Below are 17,760 nucleotides of genomic sequence, written 5' to 3'. Positions count from 1 at the left end.
CAAACGAACCTTTTTATGTAAATGACATCAATGAGTGTACGCGTTTACTGCGTTACAACGGAAATTTTGCGCACTTTCTGTTATTCTTGCGGCGCATTTGCATGATTAACCAGAGGCTTCACATCGTCTATGTCTGGCTGGCAACGAATTTACTATAAATTACTGAATTTACCATTAAGGGCGCTGGTAAAGAGCAAGTCGATTCCGGCACAACCTGCTCAGGAATTAGGCCTGGATACCTCGCGGCCGATTATGTACGTCCTGCCCTACAATTCGAAGGCGGACCTGCTGACGCTGCGCGCGCAATGTCTGGAACATGAGTTACCGGACCCACTAGAGCCGCTTGAGATCGATGGCGCCCTGCTACCGCGCTACGTATTCATCCACGGCGGACCACGCGTGTTCACCTATTACACGCCGAAAGAAGAGTCTATTAAGCTATTCCACGACTATCTCGATTTGCACCGCAACCATCCTGACCTTGACGTGCAAATGGTGCCGGTCTCGGTCATGTTTGGCCGCGCACCGGGACGTGAAAAAGGCGAGGTTAACCCTCCTCTGCGCATGCTCAACGGGATACAAAAATTCTTCGCCGTTCTGTGGCTGGGCCGCGACAGTTTTGTGCGTTTCTCACCTTCGGTCTCTTTGCGGAAGATGGCGGACGAGCACGGCACCGATAAAATTATCGCTCAGAAGCTGGCCCGCGTGGCGCGTATGCATTTCGCCCGGCAACGTCTGGCGGCCGTCGGTCCACGTCTGCCTGCGCGTCAGGATCTGTTTAATAAACTACTGGCATCGAAAGCCATTGCTCGCGCCGTAGAAGACGAAGCGCGCAGCAAGAAAATCTCCCATGAAAAGGCGCAGCAAAACGCTATCGCCCTGATGGAAGAGATCGCAGCGAACTTCTCCTACGAGATGATTCGTCTGACCGACCGCGTGCTAGGCTTTACCTGGAACCGCCTGTATCAGGGAATTAACGTCCATAACGCTGAGCGCGTGCGCCAGCTGGCACACGAAGGCCACGAGATAGTTTATGTTCCATGCCATCGCAGCCATATGGACTATCTGCTGCTCTCTTACGTCATTTATCATCAGGGGCTGGTTCCGCCGCACATCGCTGCCGGCATCAACCTGAACTTCTGGCCAGCCGGGCCGATTTTCCGCCGCGGTGGCGCATTCTTTATTCGCCGTACGTTTAAAGGCAATAAGCTCTATTCAACGGTATTCCGCGAATATCTTGGCGAACTGTTCAGCCGCGGCTACTCCGTTGAGTACTTTGTCGAGGGCGGTCGTTCCCGTACCGGGCGTCTGCTGGATCCAAAAACCGGCACCCTGTCGATGACCATCCAGGCGATGCTGCGCGGCGGCAATCGTCCGATCACTCTGGTACCGATTTATATCGGCTACGAGCACGTGATGGAGGTCGGTACCTACGCTAAAGAGCTGCGCGGCGCAACGAAAGAGAAAGAGAACCTGCCGCAGATGTTGAAAGGTCTCAGCAAGCTGCGCAATCTCGGTCAGGGCTATGTTAACTTCGGTGAACCGCTGCCGCTGATGACCTATCTCAACCAGCACGTGCCGGACTGGCGTGAGTCTATTGACCCCATCGAAGCAGTCCGTCCTTCCTGGCTGACGCCGACGGTGAATAACATCGCCTCAGACCTGATGGTGCGCATCAACAATGCCGGGGCGGCAAACGCCATGAACCTGTGCTGTACGGCGCTGCTGGCATCGCGTCAGCGCTCGCTGACTCGCGAGCAGCTTACCGAACAGCTAGAGTGCTACCTCGCCCTGCTGCGCAACGTGCCATATTCGGCGGATGCGACCACCCCAGCGGCTTCTGCCAGCGAACTTATCGACCACGCGCTGCAGATGAACAAATTCGAAGTCGAGAAAGACACTATCGGCGATATCATCATTCTGCCGCGCGAGCAGGCCGTCCTGATGACCTACTACCGCAACAATATCGCCCATATGCTGGTGATGCCGTCGCTGTTGGCCGCTATTGTGACCCAACATCGTCGTATTACTCGCGGCGAAATCTTGCGTCACGTCGAGATGTTCTATCCGTTCCTGAAGGCTGAACTGTTCCTGCGTTGGGAAAAAGCGGAGCTGGCGGGCGTTGTCGATGCGCTGATTGCTGAAATGGAGCGTCAGGGTCTGATCGCCCTGAACGACGATGAAGTAAGCGTCAATCCGTCTCATGCCCGTTCTCTGCAGCTGTTGGCCGCAGGCGCGCGTGAAACGCTGCAGCGCTACGCTATCACCTTCTGGCTGCTAAGCGCTAACCCATCAATCAACCGCAGTACGCTGGAGAAAGAGAGCCGCACCGTGGCGCAGCGTCTGTCCGTGCTGCACGGCATCAACGCGCCAGAGTTCTTCGATAAGGCAGTGTTCAGCACGCTGGTGCTGACCCTGCGTGATGAAGGCTATATCAGCGATACCGGGGATGCCGAGCCGGAAGAGACGTTAAAGATCTACCGTATGCTGGCGGATCTGATTACCTCTGATGTGCGTCTCACGATTGAAAGCGTTACCCAGGATGAAGCGTAACGTTTAAAGAGATGTCCCGGCCTGCGCCGGGCTACCGGACCATGCGGTTTTGTAGCCCGGCTAAGGCGTTTACGCCGCAAGCCGGGAAACCCACAGCGCTACTGCATATACCCCATCGCCAGGCCGAGAAACAGCACCAGCCCAACGTAGTTATTGTTCATAAATGCCTTAAAGCAGTCATCGCGTTCACGTTTAAATATCAGCTTCTGCTGCCAGACAAACAGCGCCGCGGCGATAAACAACGACCAGTAATACTCCCAGCCCAACCCGCTCAGCCAGCCTACCGACGCCATCAGTACCAGCACCGCTATCTGTAAAATGCCGATGATTAAGCGATCGTTATCGCCAAACAGAATCGCCGTCGACTTGATGCCGATTTTTACATCATCATCACGATCGACCATCGCATATTGGGTATCGTAGGCCACCGCCCACAGGATATTGGCGAGGAACATCAGCCAGCAGCTCAGCGGCAGCGATTCGCTCACCGCCGAAAACGCCATCGGAATCGACCAACCAAATGCCGCGCCCAGAACAACCTGCGGCAGATGAGTGTAGCGTTTCATAAACGGATAGACCCATGCCAGCGCCAGCGCCGCTATCGACAGCAGAATGGTCATGGTATTCAGGGTTAGTACCAGCAGAAATGAAAGCAGCACCAGGACGACAAACAGGGTTCGCGCCTCTTTTTCGCTCACATCGCCGCTGGGCAGCGGACGGTGGGCGGTACGTTTGACGTGGCCGTCAAACTTGCGATCGGCATAGTCGTTGACCACGCAGCCTGCGGCGCGCATTAACCAGACGCCGGCAACAAAAACGGCGAGGATCCATAGCGGCGGTATTCCCGGCGTCGCCACCCACAGCGCCCACAGCGTCGGCCACAGCAGCAGCAGCGCGCCGATCGGTTTGTCAGTACGCATCAGGCGGTGAAACGCCAGCAGCTTGTTCTGCGTCAGACTCCACTCCATTTAATTATCCTCTCAATACAACGGCGATGCAGGCAAAAACAGTTCCGTCAGCAGCAGCGGTTTGCCGCTCAGCCGGAGGCGGGAACGACGCCCCCAAAGCTCTGCATTACGACCAATTTCAATAAAATCACGGGTTAGCGTCGATGACGTAAAGATATAGCGCCCCAGTGGCGTTTGCCCCAGCTGTTGCAGCGCCAGCTCGGGGCCACAGAGCGTCGACTCCGGCACGATAGTCCGCCCGGCCAGCCAGGGTTCAGCGTTGGCGCAAAGGATAATTTCCCGTAGCCAGTAGCGGGGTTCACTCGGCAGCAGGGACTCCTCATCAACCAGTTCTTCGCGTCCAACGAAGCCTTCATTAACCATCATGACGCTAACTTTCTTCCCCTGCTGCTCAAAACGCTTAGTCATTGAGTCTTCCAGCAATAGCCAGTCGCGCAGATGCGCGTCCAGCGGGGGCATAGTGGCAAAATAACGCAGCGCACGCAGTTGCGTAAGCGCAGGATGTGGCATGCCTGAATCTCCGGTACATAACGTAAAGGTATTGTATCGCAGAATGGGATATGGGGGGCGGGCAAACGTCAATATCCGATCATCCGCGCAACAGCTGTGCAACAGAGGCTGCCGCGCGATAAAAAAAAGTGCGCCCGAACGGACGCACCTAAAGGCTGTGCCTAAACATCAGCATTGTGGGGAGACGGTCACCCCTTGCCTTTTACACTGCTGATAAAGGTGGAACGAGCAGATTTCGAGCCAAGACGTTCAGCTTCGTTCATCAATTTCAGAGCCTTATCGATATCGCCTTTCGCGACCGCCTGCTTGATACCGTTGTTGAAGTAGGTTTCAGTATCATCAAGCATCGGTTCGCTTTTCGCCGCCGGGGCCGGGGCCGGAGCGGCAACCGGCGCGCTATAGGCAGGAGCTGCGGTATTACCTACGGTAACAGGACCCGGAGCGGACGAACCGAACAGCGGGCCAACCAACACGCTGGAGGCGGTAGAAGTTTTCACCTTCAGGCTAATGGTACCGTTTGTAACGTGTTTCGCGATGGGATCCGGAATATCCGGCACCGCATTGCCGGTACCTTTGGCGTAAGCCTTCGCCGGATCGATTAATTTAGTGGTCTGCTGCAAATCCTGCGGTGTGGTAAAGACCAGCACATAAATTTTCTGCTGTCCCAACGCCGGCGTCAGGCGCATTACGCCTTCCAGACGATCGGAGCTCATCACACCCGGTTCAAGATAAGTGAAGTAGCTGCTGGGGAAAAACGCGGATGGCGTCATATTCTGGTCAAGAATCAGCACGTTCGGCGCATATACTGTGGTTTGTTTTTCCACTTGGCTGGTTAACGTAATATTGAGCTCGCCAATATTCGCCGGAACGCTGTATGCGGCGACCGGACCACTGATACCGGGGACATTGAGCATCTGTCCTGCCACGGCGAGCTTTGTGGTTTGCGTTTTTGATTGATCGACTGGCGTCCAGGTTAGCTGCTGCAACGCGGAGGCCGGAATCGACGGCGCGGCAGAGGTGTTCTGCGGCACAAAATTAACATCAGCAAAACTGACTGCGGGTACGCAGGCCATCAGGCCGACGGACAGGCAGAGGGCAACGAGACTTTTCTTCATTTTCATTGTTATCACCTCAATTCCGATGGCCGAGCGGTAGCCAGGCAATAGCGCGCTGGGCCTGAGATAGAGGGGCTTACGCCCCTCTTTTTTTAGTTACGAACGGTTAGATTCGATTACCACCAGATTTCCATCTGGGCACCGAAGGTCCACTCGTCGTTGTCGCCACGGCTAGTAGTGCTCAGGCCTGAGTTAGTTGCGGCGGCATACTTGGATACATTATCGCCACTTTTGATGTAGCCCCAGTTCTCATCCCATTTCGCATAAGTTGCAAAAAGACGGATTGCTGGACGGGACCAAATGCTGTCGCCTGCCTGCCACTGTTGTGCAAGGGTGATTTTGTACTGATTGTTGCGATCGCCGGTCTGCTGAGATTTCACGTTGTCGTACCCAACTTCCAGCAAAGTACTCATGATCGGCGTCCATTTGTACATTGGGCGAACGCCAACGGTCCACCACTCGGTACCAAGGTCGTTGTCAAAATCGATTTTTTGGAACATACCGACGTACATCAAATCCCATTTGTCGCCAAGGGAAATGGCACCATGATCAAGAACACGCCACATATTACCGTTGTTGTTAATCACGTTATTTGCATAGTTAGTTTTACTGCCGTCTGGATTCGTGACCGTAAAGGAAGAAGAGCCATAGGAACCTTGAGAGGCACCTTTGCCCTGCGTCGTCATAGAATCCGTCGCGTATTGCAGAACAAACTTGTTAAAGCCTTTCAGCATGCTTTGGGTATGCTCTGCGGTGAACATCCAACCATCTTTTGATGCACCATTTGCCAGGCTATAGTCATCAGTAGTATTGGCTCGTCCGTAATCGACCCCCAGCTCCAGTACACCATCTGGGTTAGTTTCCAGACCCGCTAAGCGAATATCGAAAACGTCATTGGCTGTATCTTTGGATTTACTATAAATATTGTCGCTACTGAAGGTATAAGACCCTCCGGCTTCTTGAGAACGCGTTGCTGCCAGAGAGAGTTTACCGAAGCCCAGATCGATGTTTTCAATACCGGCACCAGGACCAGAAATATCCCAGTAGTAGAAGTCGATCATATGAACGTCATGACGTTGGTAGAAGCGCTTACCGGCCCAGATGGTGGATCCTGGCAACCATTCGATCAGGTTTTTACCCTGCACGTTAGCTTCACGGAATGCCGGACTGGTGGATTCCCAGTCGTTCTGCTGCGACACAGAGTAGGCGACGTTGGTATCGAAGTAGAAGCTCTTATCACCTTCTTTCCATACTTCCTGACCCAGCTTCAGTTCCGCATAGGTTTCACATTCGTTACCCAGACGGTATTTACTTTGAGCGCCGGTTGCCTGGAAGCACTGTTGTTCACCGCCGCTGCCGGTCCAGCCGATACCAGAACGGGCATAACCGTGGAAATCAACGGCCAGCGCCTGAGCAGACATAACGCCTGCCGCAACGGCGACCGCCAGTGGAAGTTTGCGCAGAGTAATCATCATTCTATCTCCTGAGATCATTGCTTTTCTTTGAACGCTTCGCCTGTTGTTGCGCCTGTTTATCGACGCTGCAGGGTGCACGTTTTTTTTAATGGGAAGCCCTACACGCCCGGCTCTTTATGTAGCCGACGACAAGCGGTGCCATCCTCACGGAATAAATGGCAGCGTTCCGGCGGCAAACCGATGGCGAATGTGGCTCCCTCTTCTACCAGCACCACGTCATTCTGGCGGTAAACCAGGTTCTGACGGATGGATGGGATCTGAATATGAATTTGCGTTTCGTGACCGAGCTGTTCGACTACCTGAACTTCACCTTCAAGGGTGACGTCGGCGATATCGCTGGGCAGCAGATGCTCCGGGCGAATACCTAAGGACATGTTGGCGCCGACCTGAACGCGGGAGCTGTCCACCGGTAGCCAGACCTGCTGGCGGTTCGGCAGCTCCACCTGTACCTGCTCGATGGCGGTCGCGGTGACTTTAACCGGCAGGAAGTTCATCTTCGGCGAGCCAATAAAGCCCGCGACGAAGCGATCGGCCGGATAGTGATAGAGTTCGAGAGGCTTCCCAACCTGGGCGACGCGACCGGCGTCCAGCACCACAATCTTGTCAGCAAGCGTCATCGCTTCGACCTGGTCGTGGGTCACGTAAATCATCGTGCGGCCAAGGCGCTTATGCAGGCGGGAAATCTCAATGCGCATCTGTACGCGCAGCGCGGCGTCGAGGTTAGAGAGCGGTTCATCCAGCAGGAAAACCCGCGGTTCGGCCACCAGGGTACGGCCGATCGCCACGCGCTGGCGCTGACCGCCGGAAAGCGCTTTAGGTTTACGCTCCAGCAAATGAGCCAGCTGCAGAACTTCCGCCACCTGGGTCACTCGCTGGTTGATCAAATCTTTTTTGGCGCCGGCCAGCTTGAGGCCGAAAGACATGTTTTCCGCGACGGAAAGGTGGGGGTAAAGCGCATAAGACTGAAACACCATCCCGATACCGCGCTCGGCGGGTGGGACATCATTCATGCGGGTATCGCCAATCAGCAGATCGCCGCTGGTCACCGTTTCCAGCCCGGCAATCATACGCAGCAGGGTAGATTTGCCGCAGCCTGATGGCCCAACAAACACGACGAACTCCCCATCCTGGATTTCGAGATTGATATCTTTCGACACCACCACGTCACCCCAGGCCTTAGTTACATTTCGCAGCTGTACGCTCGCCATGCCCTTCTCCCTTCGTTACAACCTGTCACTTAACGACACATTCAAGATGGGCTGACTATGCGGCATTCATACATAGGGTAAATCCTCCACCCCCCGGCTTTTTTATGGGGGAGGAGACGGGAGGATGAGAGATGACGTCTCGCCGCCGGGAGGGACGAACGGATGCCGATTTCGTGATGTAGCCTGCAAAAATGGTCGCCTTTTTATGTGCTCCAGGACGCATAACCGGCGATTCTGCAATGGAGATCACATAAACGGGGGATGGGGCGTAGACATGGGGAGGATGGAAAGAGGTTGTTAAAAAAGGAAACTCATCACCGTTAAGCCACTCAAGTGTATCCACGAGCACATCACCAAATAGGACGGGTATATGAAAATCAAAACTGGCGCTCGCATCCTCGCGCTGTCTGCATTGACCACGATGATGTTTTCCGCCTCTGCCCTCGCAAAAATTGAAGAAGGTAAGCTGGTTATCTGGATTAACGGCGACAAAGGCTACAACGGCCTCGCTGAAGTGGGTAAAAAGTTTGAAAAAGACACCGGCATTAAAGTTTCCGTAGAGCATCCGGACAAGCTGGAAGAAAAATTCCCACAGGTTGCCGCGACCGGCGACGGCCCTGACATCATCTTCTGGGCTCACGACCGTTTTGGCGGCTACGCGCAGTCCGGTCTGCTGGCAGAAATCACCCCGGACAAAGCCTTCCAGGACAAACTCTATCCGTTCACCTGGGACGCGGTTCGTTATAACGGCAAGCTGATTGCCTACCCGATTGCCGTCGAAGCGCTGTCGCTGATCTACAACAAAGACCTGGTGCCAAACCCGCCGAAAACCTGGGAAGAGATCCCGGCGCTGGATAAAGAACTGAAAGCGAAAGGTAAGAGCGCGCTGATGTTCAACCTGCAAGAACCGTACTTCACCTGGCCGCTGATTGCTGCCGACGGTGGCTACGCGTTCAAGTTTGAAAACGGTAAGTACGACGTGAAAGACGTCGGCGTAGATAGCGCTGGCGCGAAAGCGGGCCTGACCTTCCTGGTCGATCTGATCAAGAACAAGCACATGAACGCCGACACCGACTACTCCATCGCGGAAGCAGCATTCAACAAAGGCGAAACCGCGATGACCATCAACGGTCCGTGGGCGTGGTCTAACATCGATAAGAGCAAGGTTAACTACGGCGTTACCCTGCTGCCAACCTTTAAAGACAAGGCGTCCAAGCCGTTCGTTGGCGTTCTGAGCGCCGGTATTAACGCCGCCAGCCCGAACAAAGAACTGGCGAAAGAGTTCCTCGAAAACTACCTGATGACCGATCAGGGCCTGAGTGAAGTGAACAAAGATAAACCGCTGGGCGCTGTGGCGCTGAAATCCTTCCAGGAAGAGCTGGAAAAAGATCCGCGTATCGCCGCCACTATGGCCAACGCCCAGAAAGGCGAAATCATGCCGAACATTCCGCAGATGTCCGCTTTCTGGTATGCCGTACGTACCGCGGTAATCAACGCCGCTAGCGGCCGTCAGACCGTCGATGCGGCGCTGAAAGACGCACAGACTCGTATCACCAAGTAATACGGTTTCCCTTATTTCTCAGGAAATAAGGTTTATTGAATACGTTGTTACACCAAATCATTCGCGCTACATCAAGGCAGCGACGATGCAAATCCCCAGGAGCTTACATCATCGGTAAGTAACTGGGGTACGCATCCGCAGCCAACAAGGAGGTAGCGCGCAGGATAAAGTGTAAAGAGGATGATCCCCATGGATGTTGTGAAAAAGAAACACTGGTGGCAAAGCCCGCAGTTCACATGGTCTGTGATCGGCTTGTTGTGCCTGCTGGTGGGTTACCTTGTTGTTTTGATGTACGCCCAGGGGGAGTACCTGTTTGCCATCATGACGCTGATTTTAAGCTCGGTTGGCCTGTATATTTTTTCCAATCGCAAGGCCTACGCCTGGCGCTATGTTTACCCAGGACTCGCCGGGATGGGGCTGTTCGTCCTGTTCCCGCTGATCTGTACCATCGCAATTGCTTTCACCAACTACAGCAGCACCAACCAGCTGACCTTTGAACGCGCTCAGCAGGTGCTGATGGACCGCTCCTTCCAGGCTGGCAAATCCTACAACTTCGCGCTATATCCAGCGGGAGACAAGTGGAAGCTGGCGCTGACCGATGGCGAAAGCGGCAAAAACTATCTTTCCGATGCCTTTGCATTCGGCGGCGAGCAGAAGCTGCCCTTAAAAGAGGCTGAGGCGCTGCCTGAAGGCGAACGCGCCACCCTGCGCGTGATTACGCAAAACCGTACCGCTCTGAACCAGCTGACCGCCGTGCTGCCGGATGAAAGCAAAGTCATTATGAGTTCCCTGCGTCAGTTCTCCGGTACCCAGCCGCTGTACGCGCTGGCTAATGATGGCACTTTGACCAACAATCAGAGCGGCGTGAAATATCGCCCGAACGCCGAGGTCGGTTTCTATCAGGCAATCAACGCCGACGGCAGCTGGGGCAGCGAAAAGCTCAGCCCGGGCTATACCGTGACCATCGGCTGGGATAACTTCACCCGCGTGTTCCAGGATGAAGGTATCCAGAAACCATTCTTCGCGATTTTCGTCTGGACGGTAGTCTTCTCTGTTCTGACCGTTATTCTGACCGTTGCGGTCGGCATGGTGCTTGCCTGTCTGGTACAGTGGGAAGCCCTGAAAGGCAAAGCTATCTACCGCGTACTGCTGATTCTGCCTTACGCCGTACCGTCGTTTATCTCAATTCTGATCTTCAAAGGGCTGTTCAACCAGAGCTTCGGTGAGATCAACATGATGCTCAGCGCGCTGTTCGGCATTAAGCCGGCCTGGTTTAGCGACCCGACCACCGCTCGCTCAATGATTATCATCGTCAATACCTGGCTGGGCTATCCGTACATGATGATCCTGTGCATGGGCCTGCTGAAAGCGATTCCTGACGATTTATATGAGGCCTCAGCAATGGACGGCGCCACGCCGTTCCAGAACTTCTTCAAAATTACGCTGCCGCTGCTGATCAAACCGCTGACGCCGCTGATGATCGCCAGCTTCGCCTTTAACTTTAACAACTTCGTGCTGATTCAGCTGTTGACCAACGGCGGGCCGGACCGGCTTGGCACCACCACGCCGGCGGGCTACACCGACCTGCTGGTGAGCTATACCTACCGCATCGCCTTCGAAGGCGGCGGCGGCCAGGACTTCGGCCTCGCGGCGGCTATCGCTACGCTGATCTTCCTGCTGGTAGGCGCCCTGGCGATTGTTAACCTGAAAGCCACACGTATGAAGTTCGATTAAGGGAGATAACGATTATGGCTATGGTTCAACCCAAATCTCAGAAGCTGCGCCTGCTCACGACGCATCTCCTGCTGCTGATTTTTATCGCGGCGATTATGTTCCCGCTGCTGATGGTCATCGCTATCTCGCTGCGCGAAGGGAACTTCGCCACCGGTAGCCTGATTCCCGAAAGTATCTCCTGGGAGCACTGGCGGCTGGCGTTAGGCTTCAGCGTTGAACACGCTGACGGTCGCGTCACGCCGCCCCCCTTCCCGGTCCTGCTGTGGCTGTGGAACTCCATCAAGGTGGCTGGCATTACCGCCATTGGCATCGTCGCGCTCTCTACTACCTGCGCTTACGCTTTTGCCCGCATGCGCTTCCCGGGCAAAGCTACGCTGCTGAAAGGGATGCTGATTTTCCAGATGTTCCCTGCGGTTCTGTCGCTGGTCGCGCTGTACGCGTTGTTTGACCGTCTCGGCCAGTACGTGCCGTTCGTCGGCCTGAATACCCACGGCGGGGTGATCTTCGCCTATATGGGTGGTATCGCGCTGCACGTCTGGACAATCAAAGGTTACTTCGAAACTATCGACGGCTCACTGGAAGAAGCGGCGGCGCTGGACGGCGCCACCCCATGGCAGGCTTTCCGCCTGGTGCTGCTCCCGCTGTCGGTACCGATTCTGGCGGTAGTGTTTATTCTGTCTTTCATCGCCGCGATTACCGAAGTACCGGTAGCCTCTCTGCTGCTGCGCGATGTGAACAGTTATACCCTTGCGGTCGGTATGCAACAGTATCTCAACCCGCAGAACTATCTGTGGGGCGACTTTGCCGCTGCGGCGGTGCTCTCCGCCATTCCGATTACCGTCGTATTCCTGCTGGCCCAGCGCTGGTTGGTTAACGGCCTGACCGCAGGTGGAGTGAAAGGTTAAGTTTTTTGTAACACCCGCCCCAAATTTCAGAGGAGGGATGACGGTTTAATGGTAATGCGCGACCCCAACCGGGCATTACCGCCGTCGCCCTCAGCTGAAAAAGTAAGGCAAATGCCACTGCTATTCACAAAATCATTCGAGATGCATCGAGGCGGCAAGGGAAGAAATCCCCAGGAGCATAGATAACTATGTGACTGGGGTTTCTGAGTGCAGCCAACAAAGAGGCAGCTTGAAGGATGATGTGTATATCCTCAACTGGACCCTGCATAAATTCTATTTGTGACTGTTGGTCAGCGGCCCTGGAGGCCGCTTTTTTTTATTCGCGTTTCAGGCGGTTGGAATTACACAACCAGAGCGTAATCACCAGAATCAGGATCGCGGCCGAATAAATCAGCACCGCCATCGGCGACTCATGATCGATGATAATCAGACGTACGATAGCGGTAATACCGATATAAACAAAGTAGCGCAGCGGAAAGTGAAAACCCGATTCAAAGTACTTCACAATCAATGCGATAAACTCAAAATAGAGGAAGTAGACCACCAGACCTTCCACCAGCTTGTACTTACTGACTGGCTCAGGGGTAAACAAGACATGCGCCAGATGCAGCGTCTCTTTTCCGAGAAAAACGATCAGAATGACCCCGAGGCACAGCAGGCCAAGATTCAACACGGTTTGCATAGCGGTAGCAATAAAGCTCACCAATGGACGATAAACTGACGGCATAGATACACCTCATAATTATGATTCTTTGTGACCTGTATAACGCAAAACTGTGATCCAGATCGATATTATTCGTTAACTTTTTGCCACCGTCGACGGAGATGTAACAATCATTTGCCAGACTGGCGGGTTAAAAAGGAAACGACCATGCTGAAAATCCGCACCACTCGACCGGAAGATGCGGCTTTACTCAACGAAATGGGCAATACCAGCTATCGCCACCATTTTGCACACCTCTGGCATAACGCCGATGAAATGGAACGCTATCTGCAACAAGAGTATTCCGTGACCTCACTGGAGCACAGCCTGGCCGATCCACAATGCTGCTGGTTGATTGCTGAAGCCTCGCAGCCTGTCGGTTTTGCTAAATACGCCTGTGGCCAGAATATTCATCCCCACGGTCCGTCCGGGACGCTACTACACAAGCTCTATCTGCTGCCTGACGCAACGGGGCACCGCTACGGCGAGCAGGTTTTTAACGCCGTCGAAACGCGGGCAAAAGATGCTGGTGAAAGCTGGCTATGGCTGGAAGTTCTCGCCGACAATACCAGCGCCCGTCGTTTTTATGCACGCCAGGGGATGCAGCACGTGAAAGATGTTGTATTTCATTCAGCTACCCAACAAAGCACATTACATATTCTGGCCAAACAGATCTGAGAGGCAGCATGCATACCCTTCGTGAAACCGCTATTCGCAACGTCACCAGCGGCGAAAACGTGGTCATTTATCAGCCCGCTAATCTCTACGACTGTACGCTTGACGATAACGTCTTCGTCGGACCGTTCGTTGAAATTCAGGGTAATACCCGCATCGGCAGCGACAGCAAAATTCAGTCACATACCTTTATCTGCGAGTACGTCACTATCGGCGAACGCTGCTTTATCGGCCACGGCGTAATGTTCGCCAACGATATGTTCCGCGATGGCAAGCCCAATGCCGACCGCGAGAGCTGGGGAAGAATAGTGATTGGCAACGATGTGTCCATCGGCAGCGGCGCAACCATTCTGGCGGTCAGCATCTGCGATGGCGTGGTGATTGGCGCGGGCAGCGTGGTAACAAAGTCGATTACCGAGAAAGGCGTGTGGGCCGGGAACCCGGCAAAGCTGCTGCGGCGGCTATAACAAAAATGCCGGCCATATGGGCCGGCATTGCGAACGTTTTAGCGATTATGCGCGCCAGGATTTATAGCGGTTAATCAGGCCATTAGTGGAGCTATCGTGACTGCTCACTTCGGAACCATCTTTCAGCTCCGGCAGGATGCGGTTTGCCAGCTGTTTGCCCAGCTCTACGCCCCACTGATCGAAGGTGAAGATGTTGAGGATAGCGCCCTGGGTGAAAATCTTATGTTCATACAGGGCAATTAGCGCGCCCAGGCTGAACGGGGTGATTTCACGCAGCAGGATTGAGTTGGTCGGACGGTTGCCTTCAAACACTTTGAACGGCACCACGTGCTCCAGGGTCGCCGGATCTTTACCCTGATCGCGATATTCCTGCTCAACCACTTCACGGGATTTACCAAACGCCAGCGCTTCAGTCTGCGCAAAGAAGTTAGACAGCAGCTTCGGATGGTGGTCGGACAGCGGATTGTGGGTGATCGCCGGCGCGATAAAGTCGCAAGGAACCATTTTGGTACCCTGGTGAATCAGCTGATAGAACGCGTGCTGACCGTTGGTGCCCGGCTCGCCCCAGATGATTGGGCCCGTCTGGTAATCCACGGCGTTGCCGTTACGGTCAACGTACTTACCGTTAGATTCCATGTTGCCCTGCTGGAAGTAGGCGGCAAAACGGTGCATATACTGGTCGTACGGCAGAATCGCTTCGGTTTCAGCGCCGAAAAAGTTGTTGTACCAGATACCGATCAGCGCCAGCAGCACCGGCAGGTTTTTCTCAGCCGGCGTAGTGGAGAAGTGTTTGTCCATCGCGTGCGCGCCGGAAAGCAGCTCAACGAAGTTGTCGAAGCCAACGGACAGGATGATGGACAGACCGATGGCGGACCACAGAGAGTAACGGCCGCCAACCCAGTCCCAGAACTCAAACATATTGGCGGTATCAATACCGAATTCACCTACCGCTTTGCCGTTGGTGGACAGCGCCGCGAAGTGTTTCGCTACGTGCTTGTTGTCGCCAGCGGTTTTCAGGAACCAGTCGCGCGCGCTGTGGGCGTTGGTCATGGTTTCCTGGGTGGTAAAGGTTTTGGATGCCACCAGGAACAGCGTGGTTTCCGGGTTCACGTTCTTCAGCACTTCGGCGATGTGGGTGCCATCGACGTTAGACACAAAGTGCATATTGAGGTGGTTTTTGTACGGGCGCAGCGCTTCGGTCACCATGAACGGGCCAAGATCGGAGCCGCCGATACCGATGTTCACGACGTCGGTAATCGCTTTACCGGTGTAGCCTTTCCAGCTGCCGGAGATAATGGCCTCAGAGAAGGTTTTCATCTTCTCGAGTACCGCGTTCACTTCCGGCATTACATCTTTACCATCAACCAGAATCGGAGTATTGCTGCGGTTACGCAGCGCAACGTGCAGCACCGCACGGTCTTCTGTACGGTTAATCTTCTCGCCGGAGAACATGGATTTAATGGCGTCTGCCAGGCAGGTCTCTTTGGCCAGCTCCTGCAGCTTAGCCAGCGTCTCTTCGGTGATGCGGTTTTTGGAGAAATCCACCAGCATCAGATCGTCGAACGTGGCGGAGAATTTAGAGAAACGATCGCTATCTTTCGCGAACAGATCCGCAATAGTAACGTCTTTCATTTCATCAAAGTGCTTCTGTAATGCCTTCCAGGCAGAGGTCTGCGTTGGGTTGATGTTTTTCATTAGCAATACTCTTCTGATTTGAGAATTGTGACTGCGGTCGATTGTAGCGCCGGTGACGAAAAATTGTGATGATTTTTGTGTTATGCCGATGATACGCGTCAGGAATTGGGCCGATTTGAGGTAAAACTCCCCTGATAGTATAGCCATCATAAGCCTTTTTTCTGTCAGCGACTCGCGCATGAAAAATCCGCATAACCCTGACGTTGACATACTTCGTCCGAAGCCTTTATATAACGGCATTACCTGCACGGACGCAGGTATGTATGGATCGCGCATTTCACGCTACAGCGAAAGGGTATTGCAGGGGGGTAAAATGTCCCGCGTCCCCCAGGCAAAGTGAAAGACGTCGGTAATTGCCAGAAGAGGTGCGTTGCCCAGGTAACCGTATTGGAGGAGCCAGTCCGGGGAAGATACGTGAGGGGGAGCAACGCCGAGGTGAATAAGCGTCTGGTTACGCTCATCACCGGCCACAGGGGCTGAATCCCCTGGGTTGTCACCAGAAACGTTCGCAGTCGGGCGTTTTATACTCGCCAGTTGATGCCCGGCATCGGCAAGCGGGTTTACAAGGTGGAGCACTTCTGGGTGACATCGTAGTTTGTTTATCGCTCTGCGCCCACCCTGTTTTTCGCTCTTCCCTTGTGCCATGGCTGAATAATTTGGCCTGGCTTATTAAGACATTTTGTTGCAATCCGGATGCGTCCAGCCTCACCAGGATTGGTTGTCAGGAATCGTTTTAATAAGTCAGGCCCCTGACACGAGGTTGTTATGACAGACTTAGTTGTAGCCAAGTTCGGCGGTACCAGCGTTGCCGATTTTGATGCCATGAACCGCAGCGTAGACGTCGCGCTGCTGGATGCCAATACCCGCGTAGTGGTGCTTTCCGCCTCAGCGGGTGTGACCAACCTTCTGGTCGCGTTAGCGGAAGGGCTGGAACCCGGTGAACGTTTCGCAAAGCTCGATGCCATGCGTCAGATCCAGTTCAATATTCTGGAGCGTTTGCGCTACCCGAACGTTATCCGCGATGAAATTGAGCGCCTGCTGGAAAACATCACTACTCTGGCGGAAGCCGCCTCTCTTGCCAGTTCAACCGCGTTAACCGACGAACTGGTCAGCCATGGCGAGCTCATGTCTACCCTGCTTTTTGTCGAGATCCTGCGCGAGCGCGGTATCCCCGCCCAATGGTTTGATGTACGCAAAATTATGCGCACCAACGATCGCTTTGGCCGCGCAGAGCCGGATATCGCCGCGTTAGCGGAATTAACCCAGCAGCAGCTGGCCCCGCGTCTTGCGGAAGGTATAGTGATCACCCAGGGCTTTATTGGCAGCGAAGCCAAAGGCCGCACCACCACGCTTGGCCGCGGCGGAAGCGACTACACTGCCGCATTGCTGGGCGAGGCGTTAAACGCCAGCCGTGTCGATATCTGGACCGATGTTCCGGGTATCTATACTACTGACCCGCGCGTCGCGCCGGCGGCCAAACGCATTGACGTTATCGCTTTTGAAGAAGCGGCGGAAATGGCGACCTTTGGCGCGAAAGTCCTGCATCCGGCAACTCTGCTTCCCGCCGTGCGTAGCGATATTCCGGTATTCGTCGGCTCCAGCAAAGAGCCGAAGGCTGGCGGTACGCTGGTGTGCAAAAATACCGAAAACCCGCCGCTGTTCCGCGCGCTGGCGCTGCGCCGCAGGCAGACCCTGCTCACCCTGCATAGCCTGAATATGCTGCACTCGCGCGGTTTTCTGGCCGAAGTATTCAGCATTCTGGCGCGTCACAGTATCTCGGTTGATCTGATCACCACCTCGGAAGTAAGCGTGGCTCTGACCATGGATACCACCGGTTCAACGTCGTCTGGCGATACCCTGCTCACCCAGGCGCTGCTGACCGAGCTTTCTTCTCTGTGTCGCGTTGAGGTCGAAGAGGATCTGGCGCTGGTTGCCATCATTGGTAACGAGCTGTCGAAGGCGTGCGGTGTCGGTAAAGAAGTGTTCGGCGTGCTGGAGCCGTTTAATATTCGTATGATTTGCTACGGCGCATCCAGCCACAATCTGTGCTTCCTGGTTCCTGGCGCGGATGCCGAAAAAGTTGTGCAGAAGCTGCACCATAATTTATTTGAATAAAATCTCTTAGCACGATAAACAATACCTATAGCCGGGCTCGAACCCGGCTTTTTTATAACAACATCAACACAACAAA

At 54.3% G+C, this 17,760-nt stretch carries 14 protein-coding genes and 1 riboswitch; of the genes, 7 read left to right on the top strand and 7 right to left on the bottom strand.

Annotation, left to right across the window (positions count from 1 at the left end):
* The first annotated feature begins 129 nt into the window (after positions 1 to 129).
* Positions 130 to 2,553, top strand: a complete 2,424-nt coding sequence (gene plsB, locus GJ746_RS01625; protein WP_154678640.1) for a glycerol-3-phosphate 1-O-acyltransferase PlsB — start codon at positions 130 to 132, stop codon at positions 2,551 to 2,553.
* A 98-nt stretch (positions 2,554 to 2,651) separates the two neighbouring features.
* Here the strand turns inward: plsB and ubiA are convergent, their stop codons facing one another.
* From ubiA to malK, 5 genes are all read right to left on the bottom strand, one after another.
* Positions 2,652 to 3,521: a 4-hydroxybenzoate octaprenyltransferase gene (gene ubiA / locus GJ746_RS01620; protein ID WP_154678639.1), complete on the bottom strand. Its 870-nt coding sequence runs from the start codon at positions 3,519 to 3,521 to the stop codon at positions 2,652 to 2,654.
* A 12-nt stretch (positions 3,522 to 3,533) separates the two neighbouring features.
* Positions 3,534 to 4,031 (bottom strand): chorismate lyase, encoded by a 498-nt coding sequence (ubiC, locus tag GJ746_RS01615; RefSeq protein ID WP_154678638.1) that lies wholly within the window; start codon positions 4,029 to 4,031, stop codon positions 3,534 to 3,536.
* Positions 4,032 to 4,219: 188 nt separating this feature from the next.
* The gene (gene malM, locus GJ746_RS01610; RefSeq protein ID WP_154678637.1) at positions 4,220 to 5,152 is read right to left on the bottom strand and encodes a maltose operon protein MalM; all 933 of its coding nucleotides are present in this window, start codon (positions 5,150 to 5,152) and stop codon (positions 4,220 to 4,222) included.
* 110 nt (positions 5,153 to 5,262) lie between these two features.
* The gene (locus GJ746_RS01605; RefSeq protein ID WP_154678636.1) at positions 5,263 to 6,621 is read right to left on the bottom strand and encodes a maltoporin; all 1,359 of its coding nucleotides are present in this window, start codon (positions 6,619 to 6,621) and stop codon (positions 5,263 to 5,265) included.
* A 98-nt stretch (positions 6,622 to 6,719) separates the two neighbouring features.
* On the bottom strand, positions 6,720 to 7,829 hold the full coding sequence (gene malK, locus GJ746_RS01600) for a maltose/maltodextrin ABC transporter ATP-binding protein MalK (protein WP_154678635.1): 1,110 nt from the start codon (positions 7,827 to 7,829) through the stop codon (positions 6,720 to 6,722).
* A gap of 370 nt (positions 7,830 to 8,199) precedes the next feature.
* Between malK and malE the strand changes: the two genes are divergently transcribed.
* The 3 genes from malE to malG all read left to right on the top strand — a co-directional run bounded on the left by malE (position 8,200) and on the right by malG (position 12,029).
* On the top strand, positions 8,200 to 9,390 hold the full coding sequence (gene malE / locus GJ746_RS01595; RefSeq protein ID WP_154678634.1) for a maltose/maltodextrin ABC transporter substrate-binding protein MalE: 1,191 nt from the start codon (positions 8,200 to 8,202) through the stop codon (positions 9,388 to 9,390).
* 189 nt (positions 9,391 to 9,579) lie between these two features.
* Entirely contained in the window at positions 9,580 to 11,124 is a 1,545-nt protein-coding gene (gene malF, locus GJ746_RS01590) for a maltose ABC transporter permease MalF (protein WP_154678633.1), read from the top strand.
* Positions 11,125 to 11,138: 14 nt separating this feature from the next.
* Positions 11,139 to 12,029, top strand: coding sequence for a maltose ABC transporter permease MalG (gene malG, locus GJ746_RS01585; protein WP_004109572.1), 891 nt, complete (start codon positions 11,139 to 11,141; stop codon positions 12,027 to 12,029).
* A gap of 316 nt (positions 12,030 to 12,345) precedes the next feature.
* On the opposite strand, the gene psiE is transcribed toward malG, so the two are convergent.
* Complete coding sequence (gene psiE / locus GJ746_RS01580; protein ID WP_154678632.1) at positions 12,346 to 12,756, bottom strand: phosphate-starvation-inducible protein PsiE; 411 nt, start codon at positions 12,754 to 12,756, stop codon at positions 12,346 to 12,348.
* A 144-nt stretch (positions 12,757 to 12,900) separates the two neighbouring features.
* Between psiE and GJ746_RS01575 the strand changes: the two genes are divergently transcribed.
* A complete protein-coding gene (locus GJ746_RS01575) occupies positions 12,901 to 13,410 on the top strand; it encodes a GNAT family N-acetyltransferase (RefSeq protein WP_154678631.1) in 510 nt (169 codons plus the stop codon).
* 8 nt (positions 13,411 to 13,418) lie between these two features.
* Positions 13,419 to 13,874 carry an acyltransferase gene (locus GJ746_RS01570; RefSeq protein ID WP_154678630.1) on the top strand — a complete coding sequence of 152 codons (456 nt, stop codon included), beginning with the start codon at positions 13,419 to 13,421 and terminating at the stop codon, positions 13,872 to 13,874.
* Positions 13,875 to 13,919: 45 nt separating this feature from the next.
* Here GJ746_RS01570 and pgi read toward each other — a convergent pair whose 3' ends face one another.
* Positions 13,920 to 15,569, bottom strand: coding sequence for a glucose-6-phosphate isomerase (gene pgi, locus GJ746_RS01565; RefSeq protein WP_154678629.1), 1,650 nt, complete (start codon positions 15,567 to 15,569; stop codon positions 13,920 to 13,922).
* A 352-nt stretch (positions 15,570 to 15,921) separates the two neighbouring features.
* A riboswitch (Lysine riboswitch) is annotated at positions 15,922 to 16,155 on the top strand.
* Positions 16,156 to 16,334: 179 nt separating this feature from the next.
* Here pgi and lysC point away from each other — a divergent pair.
* The gene (lysC, locus tag GJ746_RS01560; protein ID WP_154678628.1) at positions 16,335 to 17,684 is read left to right on the top strand and encodes a lysine-sensitive aspartokinase 3; all 1,350 of its coding nucleotides are present in this window, start codon (positions 16,335 to 16,337) and stop codon (positions 17,682 to 17,684) included.
* Positions 17,685 to 17,760: the final 76 nt, after the last annotated feature.

This window comes from Klebsiella oxytoca (assembly GCF_009707385.1).
Classification (GTDB): Bacteria; Pseudomonadota; Gammaproteobacteria; order Enterobacterales; family Enterobacteriaceae; genus Klebsiella; species Klebsiella oxytoca_C.
The sequence above is the reverse complement of the archived record's forward strand: the minus strand, read 5'-3'. Positions and strand labels throughout refer to the sequence as shown.

Bases quoted from the DNA above. Each gene is read 5' to 3' on its own strand.
- plsB (WP_154678640.1), top strand. From the start codon at position 130: ATGTCTGGCTGGCAACGAATTTACTATAAATTACTGAATTTACCATTA.
- ubiA (WP_154678639.1), bottom strand. From the start codon at position 3,521: ATGGAGTGGAGTCTGACGCAGAACAAGCTGCTGGCGTTTCACCGCCTG.
- ubiC (WP_154678638.1), bottom strand. From the start codon at position 4,031: ATGCCACATCCTGCGCTTACGCAACTGCGTGCGCTGCGTTATTTTGCC.
- malM (WP_154678637.1), bottom strand. From the start codon at position 5,152: ATGAAAATGAAGAAAAGTCTCGTTGCCCTCTGCCTGTCCGTCGGCCTG.
- GJ746_RS01605 (WP_154678636.1), bottom strand. From the start codon at position 6,621: ATGATGATTACTCTGCGCAAACTTCCACTGGCGGTCGCCGTTGCGGCA.
- malK (WP_154678635.1), bottom strand. From the start codon at position 7,829: ATGGCGAGCGTACAGCTGCGAAATGTAACTAAGGCCTGGGGTGACGTG.
- malE (WP_154678634.1), top strand. From the start codon at position 8,200: ATGAAAATCAAAACTGGCGCTCGCATCCTCGCGCTGTCTGCATTGACC.
- malF (WP_154678633.1), top strand. From the start codon at position 9,580: ATGGATGTTGTGAAAAAGAAACACTGGTGGCAAAGCCCGCAGTTCACA.
- malG (WP_004109572.1), top strand. From the start codon at position 11,139: ATGGCTATGGTTCAACCCAAATCTCAGAAGCTGCGCCTGCTCACGACG.
- psiE (WP_154678632.1), bottom strand. From the start codon at position 12,756: ATGCCGTCAGTTTATCGTCCATTGGTGAGCTTTATTGCTACCGCTATG.
- GJ746_RS01575 (WP_154678631.1), top strand. From the start codon at position 12,901: ATGCTGAAAATCCGCACCACTCGACCGGAAGATGCGGCTTTACTCAAC.
- GJ746_RS01570 (WP_154678630.1), top strand. From the start codon at position 13,419: ATGCATACCCTTCGTGAAACCGCTATTCGCAACGTCACCAGCGGCGAA.
- pgi (WP_154678629.1), bottom strand. From the start codon at position 15,569: ATGAAAAACATCAACCCAACGCAGACCTCTGCCTGGAAGGCATTACAG.
- lysC (WP_154678628.1), top strand. From the start codon at position 16,335: ATGACAGACTTAGTTGTAGCCAAGTTCGGCGGTACCAGCGTTGCCGAT.